Origin of the sequence: Luteithermobacter gelatinilyticus (assembly GCF_005849285.1) — a bacterium.
Taxonomy (GTDB): domain Bacteria; phylum Pseudomonadota; class Alphaproteobacteria; order Sphingomonadales; family Emcibacteraceae; genus Luteithermobacter; species Luteithermobacter gelatinilyticus.
On sequence record NZ_CP040517.1, the window covers coordinates 1,394,235 to 1,418,302 of the forward strand.

28 protein-coding genes and 1 tRNA gene are annotated in these 24,068 nt (G+C 52.5%); 23 read left to right on the forward strand and 6 right to left on the reverse strand.

Going from position 1 to position 24,068, the window contains the following annotated elements; genetic code table 11:
* Positions 1-73: 73 nt before the first annotated feature.
* From FE788_RS06190 to FE788_RS06205, 4 genes are all read right to left on the reverse strand, one after another.
* Entirely contained in the window at positions 74-691 is a 618-nt protein-coding gene (locus FE788_RS06190; RefSeq protein WP_138379820.1) for a hypothetical protein, read from the reverse strand.
* Positions 692-789: 98 nt separating this feature from the next.
* Positions 790-1,716, reverse strand: coding sequence for an MBL fold metallo-hydrolase (locus FE788_RS06195; protein ID WP_138379821.1), 927 nt, complete (start codon positions 1,714-1,716; stop codon positions 790-792).
* A 95-nt stretch (positions 1,717-1,811) separates the two neighbouring features.
* A complete protein-coding gene (locus FE788_RS06200; RefSeq protein WP_138379822.1) occupies positions 1,812-2,513 on the reverse strand; it encodes a uracil-DNA glycosylase in 702 nt (233 codons plus the stop codon).
* Positions 2,510-3,055, reverse strand: a complete 546-nt coding sequence (locus FE788_RS06205) for a LabA-like NYN domain-containing protein (RefSeq protein WP_138379823.1) — start codon at positions 3,053-3,055, stop codon at positions 2,510-2,512. The genes FE788_RS06200 and FE788_RS06205 overlap by 4 nt, the downstream gene beginning before the upstream one ends.
* 198 nt (positions 3,056-3,253) lie before the next feature.
* On the opposite strand from FE788_RS06205, the gene folK reads away from it, so the two are divergent.
* From folK to era, 10 genes are all read left to right on the forward strand, one after another.
* Positions 3,254-3,805: a 2-amino-4-hydroxy-6-hydroxymethyldihydropteridine diphosphokinase gene (folK, locus tag FE788_RS06210; RefSeq protein ID WP_138379824.1), complete on the forward strand. Its 552-nt coding sequence runs from the start codon at positions 3,254-3,256 to the stop codon at positions 3,803-3,805.
* 196 nt (positions 3,806-4,001) lie between these two features.
* On the forward strand, positions 4,002-4,385 hold the full coding sequence (gene rpoZ, locus FE788_RS14260) for a DNA-directed RNA polymerase subunit omega (protein ID WP_138379825.1): 384 nt from the start codon (positions 4,002-4,004) through the stop codon (positions 4,383-4,385).
* A gap of 197 nt (positions 4,386-4,582) precedes the next feature.
* Positions 4,583-6,730, forward strand: a complete 2,148-nt coding sequence (locus FE788_RS06220) for a RelA/SpoT family protein (protein ID WP_138379826.1) — start codon at positions 4,583-4,585, stop codon at positions 6,728-6,730.
* 65 nt (positions 6,731-6,795) lie between these two features.
* Entirely contained in the window at positions 6,796-7,380 is a 585-nt protein-coding gene (pyrE, locus tag FE788_RS06225) for an orotate phosphoribosyltransferase (protein ID WP_138381311.1), read from the forward strand.
* Positions 7,381-7,558: 178 nt separating this feature from the next.
* Complete coding sequence (locus FE788_RS06230) at positions 7,559-8,185, forward strand: DUF2062 domain-containing protein (RefSeq protein WP_168190302.1); 627 nt, start codon at positions 7,559-7,561, stop codon at positions 8,183-8,185.
* Entirely contained in the window at positions 8,179-8,961 is a 783-nt protein-coding gene (locus tag FE788_RS06235) for a pyridoxine 5'-phosphate synthase (protein WP_138379828.1), read from the forward strand. Before FE788_RS06230 ends, FE788_RS06235 begins: the two co-directional genes overlap by 7 nt.
* The gene (gene acpS, locus FE788_RS06240) at positions 8,961-9,377 is read left to right on the forward strand and encodes a holo-ACP synthase (RefSeq protein ID WP_138379829.1); all 417 of its coding nucleotides are present in this window, start codon (positions 8,961-8,963) and stop codon (positions 9,375-9,377) included. The genes FE788_RS06235 and acpS overlap by 1 nt, the downstream gene beginning before the upstream one ends.
* A gap of 110 nt (positions 9,378-9,487) precedes the next feature.
* Positions 9,488-10,312 (forward strand): signal peptidase I, encoded by an 825-nt coding sequence (lepB, locus tag FE788_RS06245; RefSeq protein ID WP_138379830.1) that lies wholly within the window; start codon positions 9,488-9,490, stop codon positions 10,310-10,312.
* A 19-nt stretch (positions 10,313-10,331) separates the two neighbouring features.
* Positions 10,332-11,018: a ribonuclease III gene (rnc, locus tag FE788_RS06250; RefSeq protein WP_210414168.1), complete on the forward strand. Its 687-nt coding sequence runs from the start codon at positions 10,332-10,334 to the stop codon at positions 11,016-11,018.
* A complete protein-coding gene (gene era / locus FE788_RS06255; RefSeq protein ID WP_138379832.1) occupies positions 11,015-11,920 on the forward strand; it encodes a GTPase Era in 906 nt (301 codons plus the stop codon). The genes rnc and era overlap by 4 nt, the downstream gene beginning before the upstream one ends.
* A gap of 102 nt (positions 11,921-12,022) precedes the next feature.
* Here the strand turns inward: era and rocD are convergent, their stop codons facing one another.
* Both rocD and rocF read right to left on the reverse strand, forming a co-directional pair.
* Positions 12,023-13,231 carry an ornithine--oxo-acid transaminase gene (gene rocD / locus FE788_RS06260; RefSeq protein ID WP_138379833.1) on the reverse strand — a complete coding sequence of 403 codons (1,209 nt, stop codon included), beginning with the start codon at positions 13,229-13,231 and terminating at the stop codon, positions 12,023-12,025.
* 2 nt (positions 13,232-13,233) lie between these two features.
* Positions 13,234-14,199: an arginase gene (gene rocF / locus FE788_RS06265; protein ID WP_138379834.1), complete on the reverse strand. Its 966-nt coding sequence runs from the start codon at positions 14,197-14,199 to the stop codon at positions 13,234-13,236.
* A 228-nt stretch (positions 14,200-14,427) separates the two neighbouring features.
* On the opposite strand from rocF, the gene FE788_RS06270 reads away from it, so the two are divergent.
* The 13 genes from FE788_RS06270 to FE788_RS06330 all read left to right on the forward strand — a co-directional run bounded on the left by FE788_RS06270 (position 14,428) and on the right by FE788_RS06330 (position 24,063).
* Positions 14,428-14,913 carry an Lrp/AsnC family transcriptional regulator gene (locus tag FE788_RS06270; protein WP_138379835.1) on the forward strand — a complete coding sequence of 162 codons (486 nt, stop codon included), beginning with the start codon at positions 14,428-14,430 and terminating at the stop codon, positions 14,911-14,913.
* A 219-nt stretch (positions 14,914-15,132) separates the two neighbouring features.
* Positions 15,133-15,420, forward strand: a complete 288-nt coding sequence (gene gatC, locus FE788_RS06275; protein WP_138379836.1) for an Asp-tRNA(Asn)/Glu-tRNA(Gln) amidotransferase subunit GatC — start codon at positions 15,133-15,135, stop codon at positions 15,418-15,420.
* Between the two features lie 9 nt (positions 15,421-15,429).
* Positions 15,430-16,923 (forward strand): Asp-tRNA(Asn)/Glu-tRNA(Gln) amidotransferase subunit GatA, encoded by a 1,494-nt coding sequence (gatA, locus tag FE788_RS06280; protein ID WP_138379837.1) that lies wholly within the window; start codon positions 15,430-15,432, stop codon positions 16,921-16,923.
* Positions 16,923-18,407: an Asp-tRNA(Asn)/Glu-tRNA(Gln) amidotransferase subunit GatB gene (gene gatB / locus FE788_RS06285; RefSeq protein WP_138379838.1), complete on the forward strand. Its 1,485-nt coding sequence runs from the start codon at positions 16,923-16,925 to the stop codon at positions 18,405-18,407. The genes gatA and gatB overlap by 1 nt, the downstream gene beginning before the upstream one ends.
* Before the next feature lie 198 nt (positions 18,408-18,605).
* On the forward strand, positions 18,606-18,929 hold the full coding sequence (locus tag FE788_RS06290) for a hypothetical protein (RefSeq protein WP_138379839.1): 324 nt from the start codon (positions 18,606-18,608) through the stop codon (positions 18,927-18,929).
* A 247-nt stretch (positions 18,930-19,176) separates the two neighbouring features.
* Entirely contained in the window at positions 19,177-19,446 is a 270-nt protein-coding gene (locus FE788_RS06295) for an SEL1-like repeat protein (RefSeq protein WP_138379840.1), read from the forward strand.
* Positions 19,447-19,617: 171 nt separating this feature from the next.
* Positions 19,618-19,707 (forward strand) — tRNA-Ser (locus tag FE788_RS06300).
* A 219-nt stretch (positions 19,708-19,926) separates the two neighbouring features.
* Positions 19,927-20,181, forward strand: a complete 255-nt coding sequence (gene bufA2, locus FE788_RS06305; RefSeq protein WP_210414169.1) for a BufA2 family periplasmic bufferin-type metallophore — start codon at positions 19,927-19,929, stop codon at positions 20,179-20,181.
* Positions 20,182-20,313: 132 nt separating this feature from the next.
* On the forward strand, positions 20,314-21,186 hold the full coding sequence (bufB, locus tag FE788_RS06310) for an MNIO family bufferin maturase (RefSeq protein WP_138379842.1): 873 nt from the start codon (positions 20,314-20,316) through the stop codon (positions 21,184-21,186).
* Complete coding sequence (locus FE788_RS06315) at positions 21,183-21,992, forward strand: HvfC/BufC N-terminal domain-containing protein (RefSeq protein ID WP_138379843.1); 810 nt, start codon at positions 21,183-21,185, stop codon at positions 21,990-21,992. The genes bufB (FE788_RS06310) and FE788_RS06315 overlap by 4 nt, the downstream gene beginning before the upstream one ends.
* A gap of 108 nt (positions 21,993-22,100) precedes the next feature.
* Positions 22,101-22,376 carry a BufA1 family periplasmic bufferin-type metallophore gene (locus FE788_RS06320; RefSeq protein WP_210414170.1) on the forward strand — a complete coding sequence of 92 codons (276 nt, stop codon included), beginning with the start codon at positions 22,101-22,103 and terminating at the stop codon, positions 22,374-22,376.
* A 44-nt stretch (positions 22,377-22,420) separates the two neighbouring features.
* Positions 22,421-23,299, forward strand: a complete 879-nt coding sequence (bufB, locus tag FE788_RS06325) for an MNIO family bufferin maturase (protein WP_210414171.1) — start codon at positions 22,421-22,423, stop codon at positions 23,297-23,299.
* Positions 23,296-24,063: an HvfC/BufC N-terminal domain-containing protein gene (locus FE788_RS06330; RefSeq protein ID WP_168190303.1), complete on the forward strand. Its 768-nt coding sequence runs from the start codon at positions 23,296-23,298 to the stop codon at positions 24,061-24,063. The genes bufB (FE788_RS06325) and FE788_RS06330 overlap by 4 nt, the downstream gene beginning before the upstream one ends.
* Positions 24,064-24,068 lie beyond the last annotated feature (5 nt).

The following is a 24,068-nucleotide window of genomic DNA, read 5'->3' on the forward strand; positions in this document are numbered from 1 at the left end:
CTGAATTGGCCAGACTGAATTGGCCAGACTGAATTGGCCAGAGTGAATTGTGATGAGTTTGATACAGTTCACTCTAGCGGGCATAGTCCGGCACGGCCTTGGCGGGGCCGAATTTCCAGCTGCCGTCCGGTTGCAGGCAGGCCGTGCCATAGGCCGGAACGGTTTCGTTGCCGACGGTAATGGTGGTCTGATACTCCCGTTCCTGCAGGCATGAACTGTTGGTGCGGATCTGTTGGGGGCTGGAAGCCACCCAGCCGCTTCCTTGTACCGGCTGCTGCACATAGGCGGGGGCAGTTTCGGTTTTGGGGTGAGACTGTGCCGCCTGTGTCAGGCCGTATACCAGCAAACCGCCCGCAATCAGCCCCAGCGCCACGTCACCGCTGCCATGTCCATGAAAATGACCTCTGAAATGCAGGCCACGCCCGTATCTGTAGGGGTGATGATAATATCGGCCATACCCGTAATGCCCGTAATAGTGGGAACGGTAATGAGGTCTGTAATGATGGCGGTAGTGGTGTTTATGGTGTTTATAATGAGATCTGTAATGATGGCCGTAATGGTGTTTCTTGTAGTGATGGCCGCCCTTATGGTGCCGGCCACCCGCGTTTGCTTCAACGGTGGTGATCAGGCCAAAGGACAGAACGCCCATCACCAGAGCAGTTTTTTTAATCAATGGACCCAGCTTAAACATGATATGCCCTCTCCGGTTCGTTAGGTCCCCCTTGCACCATATGCCCATATTATGCGGGGGATCCTGAACTGCTCCTGAACGCGGCCGCTGGGTTCTGTTTATTTGCTGACTTTTTTCTGAACTGTGGGATAGATGATTTTCAGGAAATCGTCCGGTTTCAGAAAGCCGCCTCCCCAGTTATCATTATACGCGCGGAGGGGATTCTTTTCCACAGCCGCTTCATAGGTCAGCCCGGCCCGGGCCAGTGGTTCCACTGCGGCGACAACGCCTGTCAGCATATCGTGAAAGTTTTGCAGGTCCTGCCGACGGGCGAGGGGGCCGTGGCCCGGAATGATAATGGTCTCTTCATCGGCCATGTCGAGAAGTTGGCTAACGGCACGGATCAGCCCGTAAATGGAACCGCCCGCGCCGGTGTCAATAAAAGGATAAAATCCGTTAAAGAACAAATCACCCGTATGAATAATGTTGTGGTCGTTGAAAAACAGTACACTGTCGCCGTCAGTATGGGCGTGAGCGAAATGTCGGGCGGTGATGTGCTGTCCGTTCAGGTGGAACGTGACCTGATCATTAAAAGACAGCACAGGCAGGGCTTCTTTTGGCTGGGCCGGTGTGGCTCTGTTGAAAAATTCGATGACCTGATCCGTGCTCAGGCGTTTATAGACATTGTCGTGGGCGACGATGATGGCGCCTTTTTTACCCAGATTTTCATTTCCACCGGTATGATCGAAATGATAGTGGGTATTAATGACAAATTTGACGGGCTTGTCGGAAATTTCTTTCAGGGCTGTGAGGATCTTGTCCGTAAGAGGGGCAAACTGATCATCAATCAGGAAAATGCCATCTTCCCCGGCGGCTACCCCAATATTCCCGCCACGCCCCTGAAGCATGTAGACACCGCCTTTAATTTCAGTGGTGGTAATTTTCACATCCGCCATATTGTCCTGTGCCTGGCCAGGGCCGCTTGCCAGGGCCAGGGTCAGGGTCAGGGCTAGGGTGAGGGTCAAAACAGAAATAATTTTTCTCATGATAATCCCCTAAAGATCTGTTGCATGGCAAGAAGGTATCATAAAATGACCTGCTCAGCCTAGATATGAAAGGAGTTTCTTTTACAGGAGGAAAATTACCGTTCTAGGTAGGCTGTAATTTTGTCAAATACTTGTTCGAACATTTCCGGCGTGAGGCGGCCGGTATTGGTGTTGTATCGGGAACAGTGATAACTGTCGATCAGGGCGAGCCTTTCCGGTCCGCAGTCCGTCGATCCTCTTTCAAAGATATTTCCCAGTTCGTGAAGGGCGCCGTGGGCAAACCTGTATGCCGATTTTTTCAGGCCAAAGGCGCTGAGCACCGCATTATGAGCTACCAGCCCCAGCGCAAGCACAAGCCGAACATGGGGCAGGGCGTTAATTTTATCAGTAAGGAAGGGACGGCAGGTTTTTTCTTCCTGAGAAGTGGGTTTGTTTTGCGGCGGCACACAGCGCACGGCATTGGTGATCAGGGCCCTTTTGAGCGTCAGGCCGTCCTGCGGGTCTGCCCGGTACTGACCGTCGGCAAAACCGTATTTGATCAGGGTCGGATAAAGCAGGTCGCCGGCATAATCCCCGGTAAAGGGGCGGCCTGTCCGATTGGCCCCTTTTAACCCCGGGGCGAGCCCTACGATCAGTAGTTCTGCCGCCGGATCACCGAAAGAGGGCACTGCGCCATTGTAAAAGGCCGGATACGTTTTCTGATTGTCGTGCCGAAACGTTACCAGGCGGGGGCAAAGGGTGCAGTCCCGCGGTGGCTCCCCAACTTGTCCAGTGGGAGCAAAGACAGAAGATGTCATTCAAAGGTCTCCGGGATCTGACGGCCGAATTCATGGTACATGTCGGCCAGTTCAATGAAGGAATCAGCCTGCCGGCGGAGCTCATCGGCAATCATTGGCGGTGTGGTTTTGGTGCTGCTGACCACGGAGACCCGCACCCCCCGGCGCTGCACGGATTCAACAAGGCGGCGAAAATCCCCGTCTCCGGAAAACAGCACCATGTGATCTACATATTCAGCCAGGTTCATCATATCGATGGCCAGTTCCATGTCCATGTTGCCCTTGATTTTCTTTTCCCCCCTATGGTCGACAAATTCCTTGGTGGGTTTGGTGATCAGGGTATAGCCATTGTAATCAAGCCAGTCGACAAGCGGACGCAAAGGGGAATATTCTGATTCCTCAATCAGGGCAGTATAATAATTTGCCCGCAACAGAATGCCCCGTGTGGCAAAATATTCACGAAGCCGTTTGTAGTCTATGTCAAAATTCAGGGCCTTCGCTGTGGCAAAAAGGTTGGATCCGTCAATAAAAAGTGCAAGTTTTTCGTTAGGATAGAAATACATCCGAATATCCTGTTAATTTATCTTCGCCAATAGAAAACCCAAGAGAAAACGATGAATTAAATATTGCTCTAGACTAGCATGAAATATTTTCAATATCAAAGGCCTGGATGATGATATTATTACATGGCATGAATGGGGTTCACTGATTGGGCAAGGGACTTTAAAACATAACAAAAGTTGATATTAGCGGGAAGTGCAGTGATATTGATCGGCTTGGGCAGCAACCTTGTTTCCGAGGTGCATGGTAGCCCCAAAAACATCCTAAAAGAAGCTCTTCGCTGTCTTGGCAAAAGAGGGGTTAGGGTTATCAATGTTTCCCCTTTTTATGAAACGGAACCGGTTCCTCGTTCGGATCAGCCGTGGTTTGTGAATGCGGTAGCCCAGCTGCATACAGAGCTTTCCTGTGATGAGCTTCTGGCCGTTTTGCATGACATAGAACGGGAGATGGGGCGGGTGCGTAAAATCCGCTGGGAAGCGCGGATTATTGATCTGGATCTGTTGGCGTACCACGACCTGGTTATGCCCTCTCTTGCCATATGGACCAATACGGCGGCGGAGACGGGGCCCTCCGTTATGATGACGGGGCAGATTTTTGTGCCGCACCCTCGCTTGCATCAGCGACGGTTTGTGCTGCTGCCATTGCAAGATGTGGCGGCGGACTGGCGTCATCCTGTATTCAGACAGACGGCAGAAGAATTGCTTGCAAATTCGCCCGGGGAGCAGGAAGGTGTTGTCCGTAAGCTAGAGTGAATGTGCGAGAGTGAATTGCGATGAGATTGACACGATTTACCCTAACGCGGCCGTCCATCATCAAGCGCTGGTCGGACGACAGGCTGCTGATAAGCGGGACACGGCGGAAAAAGAGGACGTTCTGCCCTTTACAGACGGAAGATAGGGTTGTATAAGCCTCGTTTCTGGAACATAGCAGATTGGAGATCGTTGCGGCATGGCACGCGTTACAGTTGAAGATTGCGTAGATAAGGTACCAAACCGTTTTGAGCTTGTCCTGGTAGCTGCCCAGCGGGCCCGGCAGATTTCTTCCGGCGCTCCTTTGACCGTTGATCGGGATAATGACAAAAATCCTGTGGTGGCCCTGCGTGAGATTGCCGAGGAAACCGTCAAGGTTGAAGATTTGAAAGAAGCGCTGATTCGCAGCCAACAGAAACATGTGGAAGTGGATGAGCCGGAAGAAGATGATCTTTCCCTGCTGCTGGCCGGGCAGAAGCTGGAAGAAACCAATCAGGATCTGACGGCTGAAAACCTGTCCATGATTGCCGGGGAAATGATGGGCGAAGCCGGGAAAGAGGATGAGCAAAAAGATGAGGAGTGATCCTCTTTTCCTCATCAAAAGGATTTGAGGAAGTTCCAACCTCGGACAGGGCCTGCATGATCTTTTCTGCAGGCCTTTGTTTTTGAGGGGTGAAGACCAATTTTTGTATGAAATTTTTTACATGTCTTTAAGGACCTTTCTGGTCTACTTATATCATTGGTGTCATAGCGGTCATCATGAGAAACGAGTAACGGGTTGTGATTAGGCAATACGAACTGGTCGAACGGGTGAAGTCCTACGATCCGGAGACTGACGAAAATCTCCTGAACAGGGCTTATGTGTTCTCCATGAAGGCTCACGGCAAGCAGCTCAGAGCCAGCGGCGACCCCTATTTTTCACACCCCCTGGAGGTCGCGGGTATCCTGACGAACATGCAGCTGGACTGCAATACCATCGTGACGGCATTGCTGCATGACACCATTGAGGACACGGTGGCCACTCGCGAACAGATCGAGGAACTGTTTGGCGAGGAAATTGCCAAAATGGTCGATGGGGTAACCAAACTGTCCAAACTCGAATATGTCTCGGAAAATTCCAAACAGGCGGAAAATTTCAGCAAGTTCCTGCTGGCCATGTCCAATGACATCCGGGTGTTGCTGGTCAAACTTGCCGACAGGCTGCACAACATGCGCACGCTGCATTATATCCGCAAAGAGGAAAAACGGGTTCGTATCGCCCGGGAGACCCTGGACATTTATGCGCCACTGGCCGAACGCATCGGCATGCAGGAAGTAAAGGAAGAACTGGAAGGCCTTGCTTTTCCCTATGTTTATCCGGAAGCTTATGAATCCATCATCAAACGTCTGGAATATCTTCATGCCAATACGGCGGATATTCGCGATCAGGTGATCCGTGAACTCGAAATGCTGATGGAGGAAGCCGGCATTGAAGCAGAAGTCAAGGGCCGGGAAAAGAAACCTTATTCCATCTGGCGTAAGATGACCTACCGCAATGTAAGCCTGGAAAATCAGGCGGACATTCTTGCTTTCCGGATTATTGTCGATGATCGGGAAACCTGTTATCGGGCGCTGGGCGCGGTACATCAGAAATGGCAGGCTGTTCCGGGATTGTTCAAGGACTATATTTCCATGCCCAAGCCGAACGGTTATCAGTCCCTTCATACTGCCGTGATCGGCCCGCAGAAGAACAAAATTGAAATCCAGATTCGCTCAACGGAAATGGATGCTGTGGCGGAAAAGGGGGTGGCGGCACACTGGACCTACAAGCAGCACGCCAACTCTAAGGAAGGCGCCCAGTTCCGCTGGCTGCAGGATCTTCTGGAAATCCTGGAACATTCCGCCGATCCCGAAGAGTTTCTTGAACACACCAAACTGGCCATGTATCAGGATCAGGTGTTCTGTTTTACCCCCAAGGGAGAACTGATCAGCCTGCCGCGCGGAGCCACGGTGGTGGATTTTGCTTATGCGGTGCATACCCGTATCGGCGATACCTGTGTGGGCGGTAAAATCAACGGCAAACCGGTCCAGCTCAGAACCATACTGAAAAACGGGGATCAGGTGGAAATCCTGCGCTCCAAAGCACAACACCCGTCCCCCACCTGGTTGAACTTTGTAATTACCGGCAAAGCCAAATCCGCCATCCGACGTTTTATCCGGCTGCAAAAAAAGAATGAATATATCAAGCTGGGACGCAGTATTCTTGAACGCTCCTTTCTGCGGGAAAGCCGGGAATTTACCCAGAAATCCATTGGCCTGGCGGCAAAGAAACTGAATATGGGCGGGGTGGATGAGGTTTATGAAATGGTCGGAAAGGGGGAACTTTCAGATCGCAAGGTTCTTGAGACCGTTTTCCCGGGAATCAAGCTGAACGGAAAGGACAATAATCGGCCCCTCAACGGCGCAGATGAAAATGGTGAGAAAAAGAAGAAAAACAGATCCATTCCGATCCGTGGCCTGACGCCAGGGCTGGCGGTGCATTTGGCAGAATGCTGCCATCCCTTGCCTGGCGACAGAATTGTGGGCATCAGCACCACCGGTAAGGGAATCATGGTGCATACGATTGATTGTGATGCGTTGGAAGCGTATTCCGAAACCCCTGAAGCGTGGCTGGATTTGTCCTGGGCGGAGCAGGAGGAGGATCTCGGCTTTTTTGTGGGGCGGATCGAAATGCTCCTGGATCATGAACCCGGCGTGCTGGCAACGGTTCTGAATATCGTGGCCCTGGAACGGGGCAATGTGAGCAACATAAAATTCGTTGAACGTTCCCCCGATCTGTTCAGGATTGAGCTTGATATTGAAATCAGAGATGTTAAACATCTGACCAGCATAATCACGGCTCTCAGGGCCAATGAACGGGTGAATTCTGTGGAGCGGGCGTTCAGCTGAACGCAATGGGCCCGGCAGTGGGGCCAGCGTGAGGGGACGGTTAGAGGACAAGGTGGAAGATGATGATGGATCGTGATGAAGTCCTTGATGTGTTCAGGGAAGCGGGGGCTTTGCTGGAAGGGCATTTCTTATTATCCTCCGGGCTACATAGCGCTATGTATCTGCAATGCGCCCGGGTATTGATGGACCCCAAAAGGGCGGAAAGGCTCTGCCGTGCGTTGGCCGCCAAAGTGCGCGCGGCTACGGGGGAACCCATTGATATGGTGGTTTCTCCGGCTATGGGGGGGGTGATTGTTGGTTATGAAATGGGGCGCCAGCTTGGTGTGCCGGCCATCTTTACGGAACGGGTAGAGGGGGAGTTTACCCTCCGGCGCGGTTTTGAAATTCCCGAAGGCGCCAGAATCCTAATGGCCGAAGACATCGTGACCACAGGGCTTTCGTCCCGGGAATGTATTGATGTGATCCGTCGGTATGGCGGTAATGTGGTGGTGGCAAGCTGTTTAATTGACCGCAGCAATGGCAAGGCGGATGTGGGCGTCCCATTGGTCTCACTTGCCGGTCTGGAAATCCCGGCTTATGAAGAAGACAACCTGCCGCCCGAATTGAAGACCCTGCCGGCCATAAAACCGGGAAGTCGCGGCCTCAAGTGATCATAAGAGATGGTCGCTTGTGTCCGCCACAGAAGACATTAACAGACAAGACATCCTTTGAGCAGGTGTTTTCTTAATTTGTCGAGCGGATGATTTAACAGGAAAGGACCGGATACTGTTCAGGCGTCGCACCGAAAAGACGTTTGGGGGAAAAGTCAGGGATCTGATCTGGCCAAGTGTGGGTTGGAAAAGGACCCTGAACTATCTGCATCATCGTCTGGCGCGTATTCCGGGAACCTCTTATGCCATAGCGGCGGGGTTTGCCTGCGGGGCCGCTGTTTCCTTCACACCCTTTATCGGATTTCATTTTCTGCTGGCGGCGTTGTTCGCCTGGATCATTCGGGGCAATGTGCTGACCTCGGCTATGGGCACCATTGTTGGCAATCCCTGGACCTTTCCATTGATCTGGTTTGTTACATATCAGACGGGATGCTGGTTGCTGGGCTGGGAGGCATCGGGCCAGTTGGGCGCGGAAATGGAAGCCATGCTGCACAGCTTTACCTTTGGGGAAGTGCTGACAAGCCCTCTTGTGGTGTTGAAAAAACTGACCCCGTTTTTCCATTCTGTCTTGTTACCGATGCTGGTGGGGGGACTATTGATCGGTGCTGTGGTGTGGGGCATTACCTATTGGCCGATTTACAAACTGGTGTCAGAATATAAACGTAAACGCTTTGAAAAGCGCATGAAGGCATTGGAGCGCAAATTGGCGCTTGGCACCGCCGAAGAGACGGAGCGGGATGTGCGCCGCACCACGGCTGACAAAGCGCAGGAAAATATCGGCAAGGAAGAAGGTGTGTTATGGTAGACAGGCGCAAAAATGGGCAAGGCGGCAGAATTCGTCTTGGGGTGAATATTGATCATGTGGCCACCATCCGGAATGCCCGCGGCGGCGTTCATCCCGATCCTGTCAGAGCCGCACATCTTGCGGCTCATGCAGGAGCAGACGGCATTACGGCGCATTTGCGCGAAGACCGCCGGCATATTTCCGACAATGATATTGACCGCCTGATGGCGGAAATCAGCCTGCCGCTTAACCTGGAAATGGCGGCGACGGAGGAAATGCTGGAAATCGCTGTCCGGCACAAACCGGCCTCAAGCTGTCTGGTGCCGGAAAAACGTCAGGAATTGACGACCGAGGGCGGTCTTGATGTTATTGTCGGCTATGAACATCTCAGCGCTTATGTGGCGGCATTGAAGGAGGCCGGCATCAGTGTCAGCCTGTTTATTGATCCAGATGAAGACCAGGTTCGCGCATCGAAACAGATTGGCGCGGACAAGGTGGAACTGCATACCGGCACCTATGTGGAAGCTTCGGGACAGGATGTGCGTCGGGAACTGGATCGGTTGCGCCGGGCAGCGGCATTATGTGAAGAACTGGAGCTAGAAGTGCATGCAGGCCATGGCCTGAATTACGACACCGTTATGGCCGTGGCGGCCATCCCGCAATTTACGGAATTTAATATTGGCCATTTCCTGGTGGGTGAAGCCATTTTTGTTGGGTTTGAGGAAAGCATCCGCCGGATGCGGGTTCTTATGGATCGGGGCCGTAACAGAGCGACTCCGGGCGGGGCAGACACATAATGCGGGTGATCGGGCTGGGCAATGATCTGGTGGATATTCGCCGGATTGAAAATTCTTTGCAACGGTTTGGAGCAAGATTTATCCACAGGATTTTTACAGAAACCGAAATCGCGCGATCCGAGGCCCGGGAGCTGACACGGGCGGCAAGCTATGCCAAACGGTTTGCCGCTAAGGAAGCCGCCGCCAAGGCTCTGGGAACAGGGTTCTATCAGAATGGAGTGGTCTGGAAAGACGTCACGGTGGAAAATGACGAGCTGGGACGTCCGTATCTCAAACTTGGCGGTATGGCGCGGCAAAGGCTTGAGGAATTGGTGCCCAATGGCTATACAGCAGAAGTCACTCTGACTATGACAGATGATTACCCATGGGCCCAGGCCATTGTTTTAATTACGGCTTACCCTGCCGGAAGCGCGTGAATGGTCAGACCATATGCGCAGATTAACAATTGAGATTTGACGGACAATAGGCTAAGCCTAGTCCGTATGCATTATATGTTTTCTTCACATGCGAAAGTATTCTTTGTTCCATGAGCAACAATATTAAGGATCAGGTGAACGCCTCGCCCGAAACCAAGGATCAGGCCAAGGGCCAGGCCAAGGACCAGGCCAAGGACCAGGAAAGTTGGCTGGATTTTGCGAAAACCATTTTTTACGCAATTCTGATTGCCGTATTTTTCAGGAGTTTTGTGTATCAGCCCTTTACGATTCCTTCGGAATCCATGCTCAAAAACCTGATGATCGGGGACTATCTTTTGGTCTCAAAATTCTCCTATGGGTTTAGCCGTCATTCCCTGCCTTTTAGTCTTCCCCTGTTTTCCGGACGGATATTTGAAAGCCCGGTAGAACGGGGCGACGTGGCGGTCTTCCGGCTGCCCCGGGATCCGGGAACTTATTATATCAAGCGTATTGTCGGTTTGCCGGGGGACCGGATTCAGATGAAAAAGGGTGTGTTGTATATTAACGGAGAGGCCGTCAGACGCGAGCGTCTTGAGGATTATGTTCGGATCAATGAACATGGCCGCCGGGAAAGCTTCGAACAGTACCGGGAAACTCTGCCCAATGGCAAAAGTTATATTGTCCTGGACAAAGGGTATTCCCCGTTCAATCACGCCGATGACACCCAGGTTTTCCGAGTACCGGAAGGTCATTACTTTGCGATGGGCGACAATCGCGATAATTCCCGGGACAGCCGTCTGCCCAAGGATGTGGGGGTAGGGTATGTGCCTTATGAGAACATTATCGGCCGGGCCGAATGGATCACCCTTTCTTTCGATAACAAAGCCAGGCTTTGGGAGTTTTGGAAATGGTTTCCCGAAGAGCGTCGCGAACGCTTTTTTACGACCATACACTAATGATATGCAGGAAGAAGACGTGACTGCGGAAAAAGGACAGTATGTACAGCTATACAATTCCCTGGGATATACCTTCCGGGATGAAAGTTTGCTCAGGGAAGCCCTCACGCATCCGAGCCTCGAAGGGGTGAATAACTATCAGCGTTTGGAGTTTGTCGGTGACAGGGTACTGGGACTGGTGATAGCCGAATGGCTGTATGAAAAATACCCCCATGAACCGGAAGGCGGTCTGGCAAGTCGCCATACCAATCTGGTGCGCCGGGAAACCTGTGCCGAAGCCGCGGAAAATATCGGGCTGGGGGATTATATTATTATGGCCAAAAGCGCCGAAGATAGCGGCGGACGAAGCCGGATTACGATTCTTGCGGACATCTGCGAGGCGGTGATCGGAGCCATCTATCTGGAAGGGGGCGCGGAGCCGGCACGTAAATTAATCCGCACCTATTGGCGCGATTTTCTCAAGGATGCCAACATCGCGGAACGGGATGCCAAGACGCGATTGCAGGAATGGGCGCAAAGCCGGCGAATTGCAACCCCCACCTATGTAACCCTCAACCGCAAGGGACCGGCTCATGAGCCGCTTTTTACCATTGCCGTCCGCATGAACGGATTTGAACAGCAGACTGGTCAGGGGCGCTCCAAACGCGAAGCAGAGCAGGCGGCCGCAGCCAAGATGCTCAGCTTGGTGGAAGAGGTGTCTGCATGACGGGAAGGGAACCAACCCGTTGCGGGTATGTGGCATTGATCGGCGCGCCCAATGTGGGTAAATCCACCCTTCTGAATGCCTTGGTCGGCAGCAAAATCTCGATAGTCACCCATAAGGTTCAGACCACCCGGACCCGCCTTATCGGCGTGGGGGTAGATGGCCCGAACCAGATGATCTTTCTGGATACGCCCGGTATTTTTCAGCCTAAAAGACGGCTGGAGCGTGCCATGGTTTCCGCTGCCTGGGAAGGGGCTTATGATGCGGATATCGTTCTTCTGATGATTGATGCGACGCGCGGGGTGGATGAGGATACGCGACGGATCGCAGAAAACCTCAAAGAACACAAGCGGCGCGCCATGTTGGTCATCAATAAGGTGGACGCGGTAAAAAGGGAGCGGCTACTGGCGTTGGCGCAAGAAATGAATGCGGCTGGGGAGTTCACCGATACCCTGATGATTTCCGCCCTGACCGGGGATGGTCTGGAGGACCTGAAACAAAAAATCGCCAAATATCTGCCCGAAGGCGTCTGGCTGTATCCCGAGGATCAGTTGACGGATATTACCGAACGCATGCTGGCGGCGGAAATTACCCGCGAAAAGTTTTTTCTGCGCCTGCATGATGAGCTGCCCTACAGCGCCACCGTTGAAACCGAAAGCTGGAAAGAACTGAAAGATGGCAGCGTGCGTATCGAACAGGTCATCTATGTGGAGCGGGACAGCCAGAAGAAAATCGTGATTGGCAAAGGCGGCCAGACCTTAAAGGAAATCGGTCGTCAGGCCCGGGAAGAATTGCAGGACCTTCTGGATCGCCGGGTGCATTTGTTTTTGTTCGTTAAGGTGCGCAAAGGCTGGACCGAAGACAGGGAACGCTATCGGCAGATGGGCCTCGACTGGGTGGATTAACGGTTTGCAGTAGCCTTCGCCATCATTGCGATGTCATTGCGCGAAGTATCAGCGACGAGGCAATCCACGGTTCCCCATGGATTGCCAAGAGATACCCGCCTCTCATTCTGCCGCCAGAACCTCGGTGAGCTGGTCCACCATCCAGTCGATATTTTCTTTCTCAATAGTCAGGGGCGGGGCGATACGAATGACTGTTTCATGGGTTTCTTTGCACAGCATGCCCCGTTCCATAAGCGCCTCACAATAAGGCCGGGCCGGTCCCACATCCTTGTGCAATTCAATGCCCACCATAAGCCCTTTGCCCCGGATTTCCGCCACTTTATTAGTGGGAATGGCTTCCAGTTTGCGCATCAGATAATCCCCGAGCAGGTGGGAGCGTTCCGCCAGGTTTTCCTCTTCAATCACCTCAAGCGCGGCAAGTCCCACAGCCGCTCCCAGCGGGTTGCCGCCATAGGTGCTGCCGTGAATGCCGGGGGTGAAAACTTCGAGTACGGCTTTGGAGGAGACCACGGCGGAAACCGGATAGGTGCCGCCGCTCAACGCCTTGCCCACAATCAGCATATCGGGTTTGGCGTCATGTTCGTGCTGGTAACAGAACATTTTTCCGGTGCGTCCCAACCCCGTCTGGATTTCGTCCAGAACAAAAAGCACATTATGGCGATGGCAGATATGACGCGTGGCACTCAGATATCCTTCCGGCGGCACATTGATTCCAGCCTCGCCCTGAATGGGTTCCATGATCACGGCTGCCGTATTTGGGGTGATTGCCGCTTCCAGCGCCTGGGCGTCCCCATAGGGGATCAGTTTGAATCCTGGCGTAAAAGGACCGAAGTGATGTTTGTATTCCTCTTCGGAAGAGGCGCTGACCGTGGTAATGGTCCGGCCGTGGAAATTACCTTCGCAGAAAATGATTTCAGCCTGGTTGTTCGGAACGCCTTTGACTTCATAGGCCCATTTCCGCACCGCCTTGATGGCGGTTTCCACGGCTTCAGCCCCGGTGTTCATCGGCAACGCCATTTCCATCTCGGCGACCGAACAGAGCTTTTCCAGAAAACTTCCCATTCGGTCGTTGTGAAAGGCCCGAGACGTGAGAGTCAGTTTTTCGGCCTGTTCCTTAAGCGCCTGGATGATTTTGGGGTGGCAGTGTCCCTGATTGACAGCCGAATAGGCGCTTAGACAGTCCAGATATTTTTTGCCGTCAGTGTCCCAGACCCAGATATCTTCCCCCTTGGTCAGGACAATCGGCAGAGGGTGATAGTTATGGGCGCTGTAACGTTCTGTTTTTTCAATAAGCTGTTCTTGCAGTGTCATGATTATTGTTCCTTAGAGGACAGGGAAAAAGCCTCGTTGGCCTGAGGCGGCAGAATGTGTTTGCCGAACAGACTGGCGACCAGTTCAACGGCCAGAAGAGCCGTGGAGTTTTTATGATCCAGCGCCGGGTTGATTTCGGCAATATCCAGAGAGCCCATCAACCCGCTGTCGTGAATCATTTCCATGCACAGCTGGGCTTCCCGGTAGCTGAGGCCGCCGGGAATGGTGGTGGCGACACCGGGAGCAATGGACGGGTCCAGGCTGTCCACGTCAAAACTGACATGCAGGTGCGCGTTTTTGCTCGCCACATCCTCAAGAATTTCGGACATGGTCTGGCGTATACCGATTTCATCAATGCGGCGCATGTCATAAACGGTGATGCCACTTTTCATCACCAGGTCCTTTTCCTTGCGATCCACAGAACGGATGGCCACCTGACAGATGTTTTCCGTTTCCACCATGGGAACCGCAGGACCGATGGACAGAAGTTCCTTCGGGCCGTATCCGGCGGCGACGGCAACGGGCATACCGTGAATATTGCCGGTCGGACTGGTGTCATTGGTGTTGAAATCCGCATGGGCGTCGATCCACAAAAGATACAGTTTTTTGCCCACCCGGGCACAGTAGCGGGCTACGGCAGCGACGGAACCGATGGACATGGCATGATCGCCGCCCATCATAATCGGGAAATGTCCTTCCAGAAGCTGCTCATAGACCGCATCCTGGACATTTCGGCACCAGATGGCTGTTTCCCGCAGATGGCGATAGCCGTTTTTCGATGCGGCCTGTGGGTTTTTCGGGCCGAACAGGTTGCCTGTATCGTTGACTTCATATCCCAGCTCTTCAAGGGTGCGGATAATACCGGCAACCCTGAGGGCTTCGGGCCCCATGCTGGCGCCGCGATCGCTGGCGCCAATATCACTGGGAACCCCGATCAGAGAAATTTTCCGGTTCTTCTGTAATGTCATTTTGGGGATGCCTTTTCGTAACGTGTATTTCTCGAAAACGTCCTGAAAACATTTGCCTTGTTCTTCCTAAGTTTTACACGGAATCCGAAAAATGAAATTTCTATTTTTGGAAAAGGTCAAAATATTATTCGGATTGTAACCGAAATGTGATATATTGTTTTAAAAAGATTATTCGTTATTTTTTTTAATGAGTTACATAACATAATAAAGAACCTACGGAGTCCAAGAATGGCGAAAAAGAAGTCTCTTGATAAGATTGATTTGAAGATTCTTTCGATTTTACAGAATGATGCGCGTATCACCAATCATGATCTGTCCCAGAAGGTAGGGCTATCTCCGAGTTCCTGCCTGCAACGGGTGCGAAAGCTTGAAGAGGAAGGGTATATTGAAGGATATATGGCAAACATCAATCTGGATATGATCTGCCGGACCGTGACAGTCCTGGTCACTGTTAGCCTTCATGAACATACCAATGACAATTTCAAGGCCTTTGAGGAAGCCATCGAAAAATTCCCGGAAATAGTGGAATGCTACACGGTGAGCGGCAATTTTGATTATTTCCTGCGGATTGTCTGTCCTGACATGAACAGCTATCTCAAGCTCAATGATGATCTGATCAGCAATATGGAAGGTGTGGCTAATATATCGAGCCATGTGGCGCTTGCCCATACCAAACCGTTTCGTGGTTATGCACTTGATCGGCTTGTCGAATAAGGCGGTAAAAATATTCCCCTTTTTATTGCTGCTCACAGCTGTGAACCTGGTTTGCAGGCAGATATTTAACCTGAGTTAAACCTGCATACTGTTCCGGTGGAAAGGCTTTTTGCCCAACCTGTCATTTTGCCGGATTTAGCGATGCTAACCCTTGCGGAACATCCCCGCCGGTGCTAGGTTCCGCTCATCTTATGTCATCACAACAAAGTCAGGAACAAGATGTCTGTTGATAAGGATACTGTCGCGAAAATCGCGAACCTTGCCCGGATTACTGTGCCCGAGGACAAGCTGGAGCCGTTGGCCGGGGAACTCAATAATATTCTTGATTGGGTAGAAATGCTGTCCGAAGTGGATACGGACGGGGTGGATCCCATGACCAGCGTGGTTGAAGCCAGTCTACCCATGCGGGAAGACAAGGTCACCGACGGTGGTTATCGAGAGGATATCCTGGCCAATGCACCGGCGGCTGAACATGGCTTTTTTGCCGTTCCCAAGGTCATCGAATAGGAGGGGATCATGACAGAACTGACAAAACTGACCCTCGCCGAAGCCCGCGACGGACTGAAAGCCGGCGACTTCACTTCCCGCGAGATTACCGAACAGCATCTGGAAGCAATTGAAGATGCCAGTGAATTGAACGCCTATATTGTCACAACTGCCGAACAGGCGCTGGACATGGCGGAGCGGGCTGATGCCATGATCCGTGCGGGCGAGGCCAAGGCCATGACCGGTTTGCCCGTGGGCATCAAGGATCTGTTTTGTACCAAGGGGGTGCACAGCTGCGCGGCGAGTCATATTCTTGACGGTTTCAAGCCGCTCTATGAATCCACCGTGACCGCCCAGATGTGGCAGGACGGGGCCGTGATGCTTGGCAAATTGAACATGGATGAGTTCGCCATGGGCTCCTCCAATGAAACCAGCTATTACGGTCCGGCCATTAACCCTTGGCGGGCGGAAGGTTCCGACAAGAAACTTGTGCCGGGGGGATCTTCTGGCGGGTCGACGGCGGCTGTTGCCGCGGATATTGCGCTGGCGGCCACCGGCACGGATACTGGCGGCTCTATCCGGCAACCGGCATCCTTTACCGGCCTTGTGGGCCTGAAACCCACCTATGGGCGCTGCTCTCGCTGGGGCATTATCGCCTTTGCCTCTTCGCTGGATCAGGCGGGGCCGATCACCAAGACGGTGCGGGATGCGGCGATCATGCTGGAAAGCATGGCAGGGCATGACCCTAAGGATTCAACTTCGATCAATGTGCCGGTTCCCCATTACGAAGCGGCTCTGACCGGGGACATTCGTGGTCTGAAAGTGGGTATTCCCAAGGAATACCGGGTGGACGGCATGCCGGCGGAAATTGAAAAACTGTGGCAGCAGGGGATCGGCTGGCTGAAAGATGCGGGGGCCGAAATTGTGGATATCAGCCTGCCGCATACCAAATATGCCCTGCCCACCTATTATATTGTGGCGCCGGCGGAGGCTTCATCCAACCTGGCGCGTTATGATGGGGTAAAATATGGGCTCAGGGTTTCTGGCGACAGTCTGGCGGAAATGTACAGCAATACCCGTGCCGCAGGGTTTGGCGACGAAGTCAAGCGTCGGGTTCTGATCGGCACCTATGTACTGTCCGCCGGCTATTACGACGCCTATTACCTGAAGGCGCAAAAGGTGCGCAGCCTGATTGCCCGGGATTTCTCAAAAGCCTATGAGCAGGTGGATGTGATCCTCACCCCCACAGCGCCGAGTGCGGCCTTTGCTCTTGGCGAAAAGTCCGACGATCCTCTGGCCATGTATCTCAATGACGTCTTTACCGTGCCGGCAAGCCTGGCCGGTCTTCCGGGAATCTCTGTCCCGGCGGGATTGAGCGCGGAGAAACTACCGCTGGGGCTGCAACTCTTAGGCAAACCCTTTGATGAAGAAACAGTGCTGCGGACGGCAGACGTTCTGGAGCAGGCGGCCGGCTTTACTGCCAAACCGCAAAACTGGTGGTCACGCAACGGGGGAGAGAAATAATGGTGAAGATTATTCAGGGCGCCACGGGGGATTGGGAAATTATCATCGGGCTTGAAGTTCATGCCCAGGTGATTTCCGAAGCCAAGCTGTTTTCCGGTTCCTCCACGGCGTTTGGGGCAGAGCCCAACACGCAGGTCAGTTTTGTGGATGCGGCTATGCCTGGCATGTTACCCGTGATCAACAAGGAATGTGTGCGGCAGGCAATCCGGACGGGTCTTGCGCTTCAGGCCAAGATCAATACCTATTCCGTTTTTGACCGCAAAAACTATTTTTATGCCGATCTGCCCCAAGGGTATCAGATTTCCCAGTATAAACACCCCATTGTGGGAGAAGGGGAAATCCACCTGGATCTGGAAAATGGGGAAACCCGGGTAGTGGGGATCGAACGGATTCACCTGGAACAGGATGCCGGCAAGTCCATGCATGATCAGCATCCAGAAATGACCTATGTGGATCTCAACCGCTCCGGCGTGGCACTGATGGAAATTGTCTCCAAACCGGATATGCGCTCTTCTGAGGAAGCCGGGGCTTACCTGAGAAAACTTAGAACCATTTTGCGTTATATCGGTACCTGTGATGGCAATATGGAGCAGGGCAGCATGCGCGCTGACGTCAATGTGTCCGTGCGCCGGCCGGGTGAACCGCTGGGAACACGTTGCGAAATCAAAAATGTTAACAGCGTGCGGTTTGTGATGCAGGCCATTGAATATGAAGCCAACCGCCAGGTCGCCATTCTGGAAGACGGCGGGGTAATAGAGCAGGAAACCCGGCTGTTTGATCCAAATACGGGCAAGACCCGTTCCATGCGGTCCAAGGAAGAGGCCCACGACTATCGCTATTTCCCTGATCCGGACCTGCTGCCTCTGGAGTTTACCGAGGAGTTTGTGCGCGAGATTGCCGCAGATTTGCCGGAATTGCCGGATGCGAAAAAGGCCCGGTTCATCGAGGACTTGAAAATCCCTGCCTATAATGCCGGGGTGCTGGTGGCAGAAAAAGAAAATGCCGCTTATTTTGAACAGGTTCTGGATGCTCTGGAAAAAATGACCGGCAAGGATAAACATGAATTTGCCACCCAGGTGTCCAACTGGGTGACCGGTGACTTGTTTGGGGCGTTAAACAAGTTGGGATGTACCATTACCGACAGTCCGATCCCGCCAGAACATGGCGCGGAGCTGCTGAAACTGCAGATGGATGGCACAATTTCTGGACGCATCGCCAAAGACGTGTTTGAAATTATGCTCACCTCCGACCAGTCTCCGGAACAGATTGTGGAGGAAAAGGGCCTGAAACAGGTGTCAGATACCGGCACCATCGAGGCTTTCATCGACGAGGTGATGGCGGCCAATGCCGATAAGGTCGAAGAATATCGTGCCGGGAAGGAAAAACTGCTCGGCTTCTTTGTCGGACAAGTCATGAAAAAGACTCAAGGCAAAGCCAATCCGCAACTGGTGAACCAGTTGTTGTTGCAAAAACTCAAGGGCTGAGCACGTCGTTTTCGAAAATCGAATTTACAAAGCAGTATTAACAGCAAACAAAGCGGGGCGCGAGAGCTGCCCCGTTTTTTTGTGAAAGTTTTGCAGGACGTTCTTTTTTCTTAAAATTGCCATATTAACCATAATACTGTAGCCTGTTGTTTGTATGGCAACATACTTTTTATTTCTTTCACGAGAGTAGGGGACGGAATGATGATGGAATTTAGGAAAAACCTTCTGATGGCAGCTTTTGCCGGGACGGCTCTTTTCGGCCTTGCGGCTTGCGGGGATGACAATGGCTCCACCACAACCGCAACGGAGAAGGAAGCGGAAGCCACCAGTGAAACATCTTCCATGACGGATGAAGCCGAAAAAGCGGCTGAAGATGTTATGGAAGAGGCAGGCAAAGCTATGGAAGACGCTGCTGAGTCCGCAGAGGAAACAGCAGAAGAAGTGATGGATGAGGCCGAAAAGGCCGCTGAAGAAGCCAAAGAAAAAATGGACGAAAAAATGAAGGAAAATATGCCCAAATAATCCGGTCTTTTTCGGATTTTTGGTTAACGTTCTTCACCAAAATCGTTAATTTTTAGAAACGGGCTTCCGTGGGGGTCCGTTTTTATTTTGAAAAATTTATGTAAAACAATGTGTTGTGGGGTTTGTTTTATAGTTAACCAAATTTTTAATTTTTGCAGAGATGCTCAATTTCATAAGGCCGAAAAAAGCCTGTTTAAAAATAAAATCATGTGAACACCAAAAAATAGGGTTTTGATGGAGAAGAAAAATGGGTCGGTTGGATGATAGTTATCTTACAACAAGGTTTCAGGAAGCGGACCGGGGCGCGCCAGAGGCGCTTTATGATCTGGGACTGCTGTATTCCGTCGGGCAAGGGGTTGAACAGAATAATGTCGAAGCCCATAAATGGTTCAACCTGGCGGCCATTCGCGGCATGAAAAGTGCTCAGATTGATCGGGCCGAAGTGGCGGAATATATGTCACCGCAGGAAATCGCCGAAGCGCAGAAAAAAGCCCGCGAGTGGCTGGCGACTCATTAATGCGGATCTTGAGATTTTTAATCCGGCACCACAAACAAATTATCCGATCCGAAACCTTTCCTGTTATGACAGAAAAGGTTTTTTAGGGGGCTGAGCGAACATTTTCCCGAGATAAAAAGTTTTCCGAATTTCCCCTTGACCGCATGGGGCTTCCTCTATAAACAAGGCGGCGGAGAGGTGGCCGAGTGGCTTAAGGCGCTCGCCTGCTAAGCGAGTTGGGGTTAACGCCCCTCGCGGGTTCGAATCCCGTCCTCTCCGCCATTTCCTTCCTTATGTTATTTTTCTTTTTTGGGCTATTTTTTACGCGTTATACGCAGCAGACAATCAAACTCCTCTCTCATATTTCTAGGCGTTATAGAACGCAGATACACAATTTTGTGAAGTGGTTTGACCGGGGCGGCTGTTGTGTGGTTTGTCCGCTGTGTGGTATTTATGGCAGGGCATAAGGATGCACCAACATCAATATAACGAGGAATGACAATGAGCACACCAATGAAAACAGCCGGTCTGGCTATGGCGGTTGCCGCTGCCGGATTCTTCGCCGCCGCGCCTGCTACGGTTACGGCCGGGGAAAAGGGGAATGTCAAATGTTATGGCGTTAACGCGTGCAAAGGGCATAATGACTGCAAAGGCGCCAATAATGCCTGTGCCGGACACGGGTCCTGCAAAGGGCAGGGTTTTGTGCTAATGTCCGAAGACGCCTGTAAGAAAGTTGGCGGAGAAGTCAAAAAATAAATTCTGCCGGGGGAGCCCCCAAAGGCTAGAGTGAATTGTGTATAGGTTGGCTCAATTCACTCTAGGGAATAGCGGCATCCCGGCGGGACGTCGCTATTCTTTTTGGCCGCTTTCTTTGATATAGGGGAGCAGATGACGCAGAAACCTTTTCTTGGTTATGGTCTGGGGCTGAGACCGGATCATTTCGAGGCCATTCTTAACGATACACCTTCTTCTGACCGTCCGTCCGTTGACTGGTTTGAAATCATTTCGGAAAATTTTATGGTGCCCGGCGGCAAACCACGTCATTATCTGGAGCGCATCCGGGAGCGGTATCCCCTGGTCATGCATGGGGTATCCCTGTCTATTGGCTCCACCGACCCCCTGAATATGGAGTATCTGGAGGATCTGAAAGATCTGGCAAGGACGGTGAACCCGCAATGGATTTCGGATCATTTATGTTGGACGGGGCAGGATGGGCTCAATCTGCATGATCTGATGCCGTTGCCCTATACAGAAGAAAGCCTGAACCATGTGGTCAGGCGAATACGCCAGGTGCAGGATTACCTGGAACAGCATATCCTTATCGAGAATGTATCCAGCTATCTCACTTACAATCAGTCCGACATGACAGAATGGGCGTTTTTGCGCGAAATTGCCGAACAGGCGAATTGTTATATCCTGCTGGACATTAACAATATTTATGTCAGCGCCTTTAATCATGACTTCGATCCGGAAGACTATCTGAAAGCCATGCCGAAAGAACGTGTTTATCAGTTCCATCTCGCGGGCCATGAACATAACGGCGATTATATTGTAGATACCCATGACCACCCGGTCGCTGCAGAGGTCTGGGCCTTATACCGGCGGGCGCTGGAACATTTCGGGCCGGTATCCACCATGATCGAACGGGATGACCATATCCCCCCCTATGAAGACCTGCTGGCAGAATTGACCCAGGCCCGTCGCATTGCACAAGAAGTGGTCGGATCACAAAAGGGTATGAGGCAGGAGGCGACGTCATGACGTCATTGAGCCGGCTTCAAGCGTTGTTCAGACAAGCGGTCACGGCAGAGGCCGGGGAGGCGGCTCATGAGTTTCTGGGAGAAGTTGCCCCTGACGGTCGGATCGGGCCGGAAAAGCGGCTTCATATTTATGCCCACGCTTATCAGGCGCGGCTTCGGGAAACCTTGCAAAAGGATTATCCTGTGCTGCAGAGCATGTTGGGAGAGGCGGCATTCGGGACATTGTGCGATGCCTATGCCCGGGCCCACCCCTCCCGGCATCCTTCCCTGCGGTTTTACGGACAGCATCTTTCCGCCTTTTTGCGAAAGGAGCCCCCTTATAGAAATTTGCCGGCCCTTGCCGAAATGGCGGCGTTTGAATGGGGATTTGTAAACGTTTTCGATGCCCCTGACGCATCGGCTGTTTGCGTGGAAGATGTCGCCCGTATTCCGCCGCCGGCGTGGACGACCCTGCGCCTTGGGTTTCATCCCTCCTTATCCCTTCAGCAGACAAAATGGAATGTAACGGCCATATGGTCTTCGGTTAGCCGTGAGGAGCAACCTGTTCTGCCCCAGGAACTGGCGGCACCGGTTATTGTCATACAGTGGCGACGTGATCTGGTCAGTTATTTCCGTACGCTGGATCCGGATGAGGCGGAGGTGCTGCCTCTGGCGCTTCGTCAGGAAAGTTTTCCCGTCCTGTGTGAACAGCTGTTCCGTGAACAGGGGGAACAAGCCCCGTTAAGGGCGGCTGAACTTCTCAAACGCTGGGTTTCAGAAGGGCTTGTCGTGGCGCTGGATTATGCCGACGTCGCGACACCTCACTAAAAGCTCACAAGAGTTCACCAAAAATGTGATGAGCTGTGATTTTCCTTTTTCAAGGTGTGGTGGAACTATAGGTCCCGCAAATGGCAACAACTTTGAAGAGGATACACAATGTCAAAGCTCAAAGAAAAAACCACATCTGCACTTCTGATCTCCGCCATGGCGACGGCAGTCAGCCTCACGGCGGCACCGGGCGGGGCTCTGGCTGGCGATAAAGCGGTCGAGAAATGTTACGGTGTGGCTAAAGCAGGGAAAAACGACTGCGCTACTGCCACAAGCTCCTGTGCCGGGACGTCCAAGGTAGATGGACAGAAAGACGCCTGGATTTATGTTCCCGAAGGCACATGCAGCAAGCTGGTCGGGGGCAGCACGTCCCCCAAAAAATAATCTCCCGGTCCGCAATGATGGTATCCGATCCTATGACGGGCCCGATGCAGTGGGCACAAGAGACAATTCCGGCATCGGCCGGAATTGGCCTCAAGGCCCAGCATTATCAGGACATTCTTGCAGAAAAACCCGCCATTGGCTGGGTGGAAGTTCATACGGAAAATTATATGGGTGAGGGGGGCGCCGCCCATTATTACCTGGGTAAGATCCGGGAAGATTATCCCTTGTCGCTGCATGGCGTGGGGTTGTCCCTGGGATCAGCCGATGGGCTGGATCAGGACCATCTGGACCGGATCAAGCAGGTGATGGACCGATATGATCCGGGGCTGATTTCGGAACATGTTTCCTTCAGCACCATCAATGGGCAGTATTTCAACGATCTTCTTCCCCTGCCTTATACGGAAGAGGCGCTGAAAATTTTATGTGAAAACATAATGCGATGCCAGGACCATCTGGGGCGCAGACTCCTGGTGGAAAACCCATCTACCTATCTGGAATACAACGAAAGCCATATCCCCGAATATGAGTTTCTCAATGAAACCGTTGCTCGCACCGGTTGTGGCCTGTTGCTGGACATTAACAATATTTACGTGAGTTGCAGCAATCACGGCCGGGAATGTCACGAGTATCTGCGCCAGATCCGTCCGGAGGCGGTGGCGGAATATCATTTGGCGGGCCATACGGAAAAGGTCTGGCGCAACCGGGTCTTGCGCATAGATGATCATGGGGCCAATGTCTCGCGGGAGGTGTGGGAGCTGTATGAAAAGACACTGGAGTTGATGGGCCCCCGACCCACCTTGATCGAATGGGATACCAATGTGCCCTCTCTGCTCACACTCTTGCAGGAAGCAGAGCGGGCCGAACACTTCCTGGGGGCGGCAAAACACTCTCCGGGGCCTGCCCCTCTCGGGAGGCTGAAATGAAACTTGGCCGGCTTCAGATTGCGTTCCGGCAGGCGCTTCTGAGTGGTGACCCTGCGGCCTTGGCCCGATATGTCAAAGGGGCCAAAGCCGAAGCCGGGGAAAGGGTGCAAATTCATCAAAATAATGTCCTTCTCTCCCTCAAAGCAGCGCTGGCGGACAATTTTCCTGTGGTGCACAAGCTGGTTGGGGATGATTTTTTTCAGGCGTTGAGTGGGGAATATATTCGCAAATTTCCCCCGCAGTCCCCGGTTCTTGCGGAATATGGCGCCAATTTTCCGACATTTCTGACAACCTTCCGGGGGGCGAAGGATCACCCTTATCTTGCAGATATGGCCCGGTTTGAACGGGGTATCATCCGTGCTGCCCGAGCCCGGGATGCAATTCCGCTGGATCCGGCGGGGATAGAAGGGGAGGGGTTTGCGCATCTTGAGGAAATGGTGTTGCACTTTCTGCCTTCTGTAGAGCTGTTTGAAAGTCCTTATCCCATTCTTGAGATCTGGCGCAGCAACCAGCCGGACTATGCAGGAAATGACCGGATATCACTGGATCAAGGGGGGAGCCGTCTGGCGGTCTATCGGCCGCATCTGGAGGTGCTTTTTTTGCGTTTAGAGGCGGCGAATTTTGACTTTATCCGCTTGTTGAAAAAACCGAAACCGCTTGGGCAGGCGGTGCGGGATATCCTGGCGGATTACCCGGATTTTGACCTTCAGGGTGCGCTCGCATTGATTTTGGGCGCTCGGCTTGTCGAAGCCTATTCTTATTAGAAGCC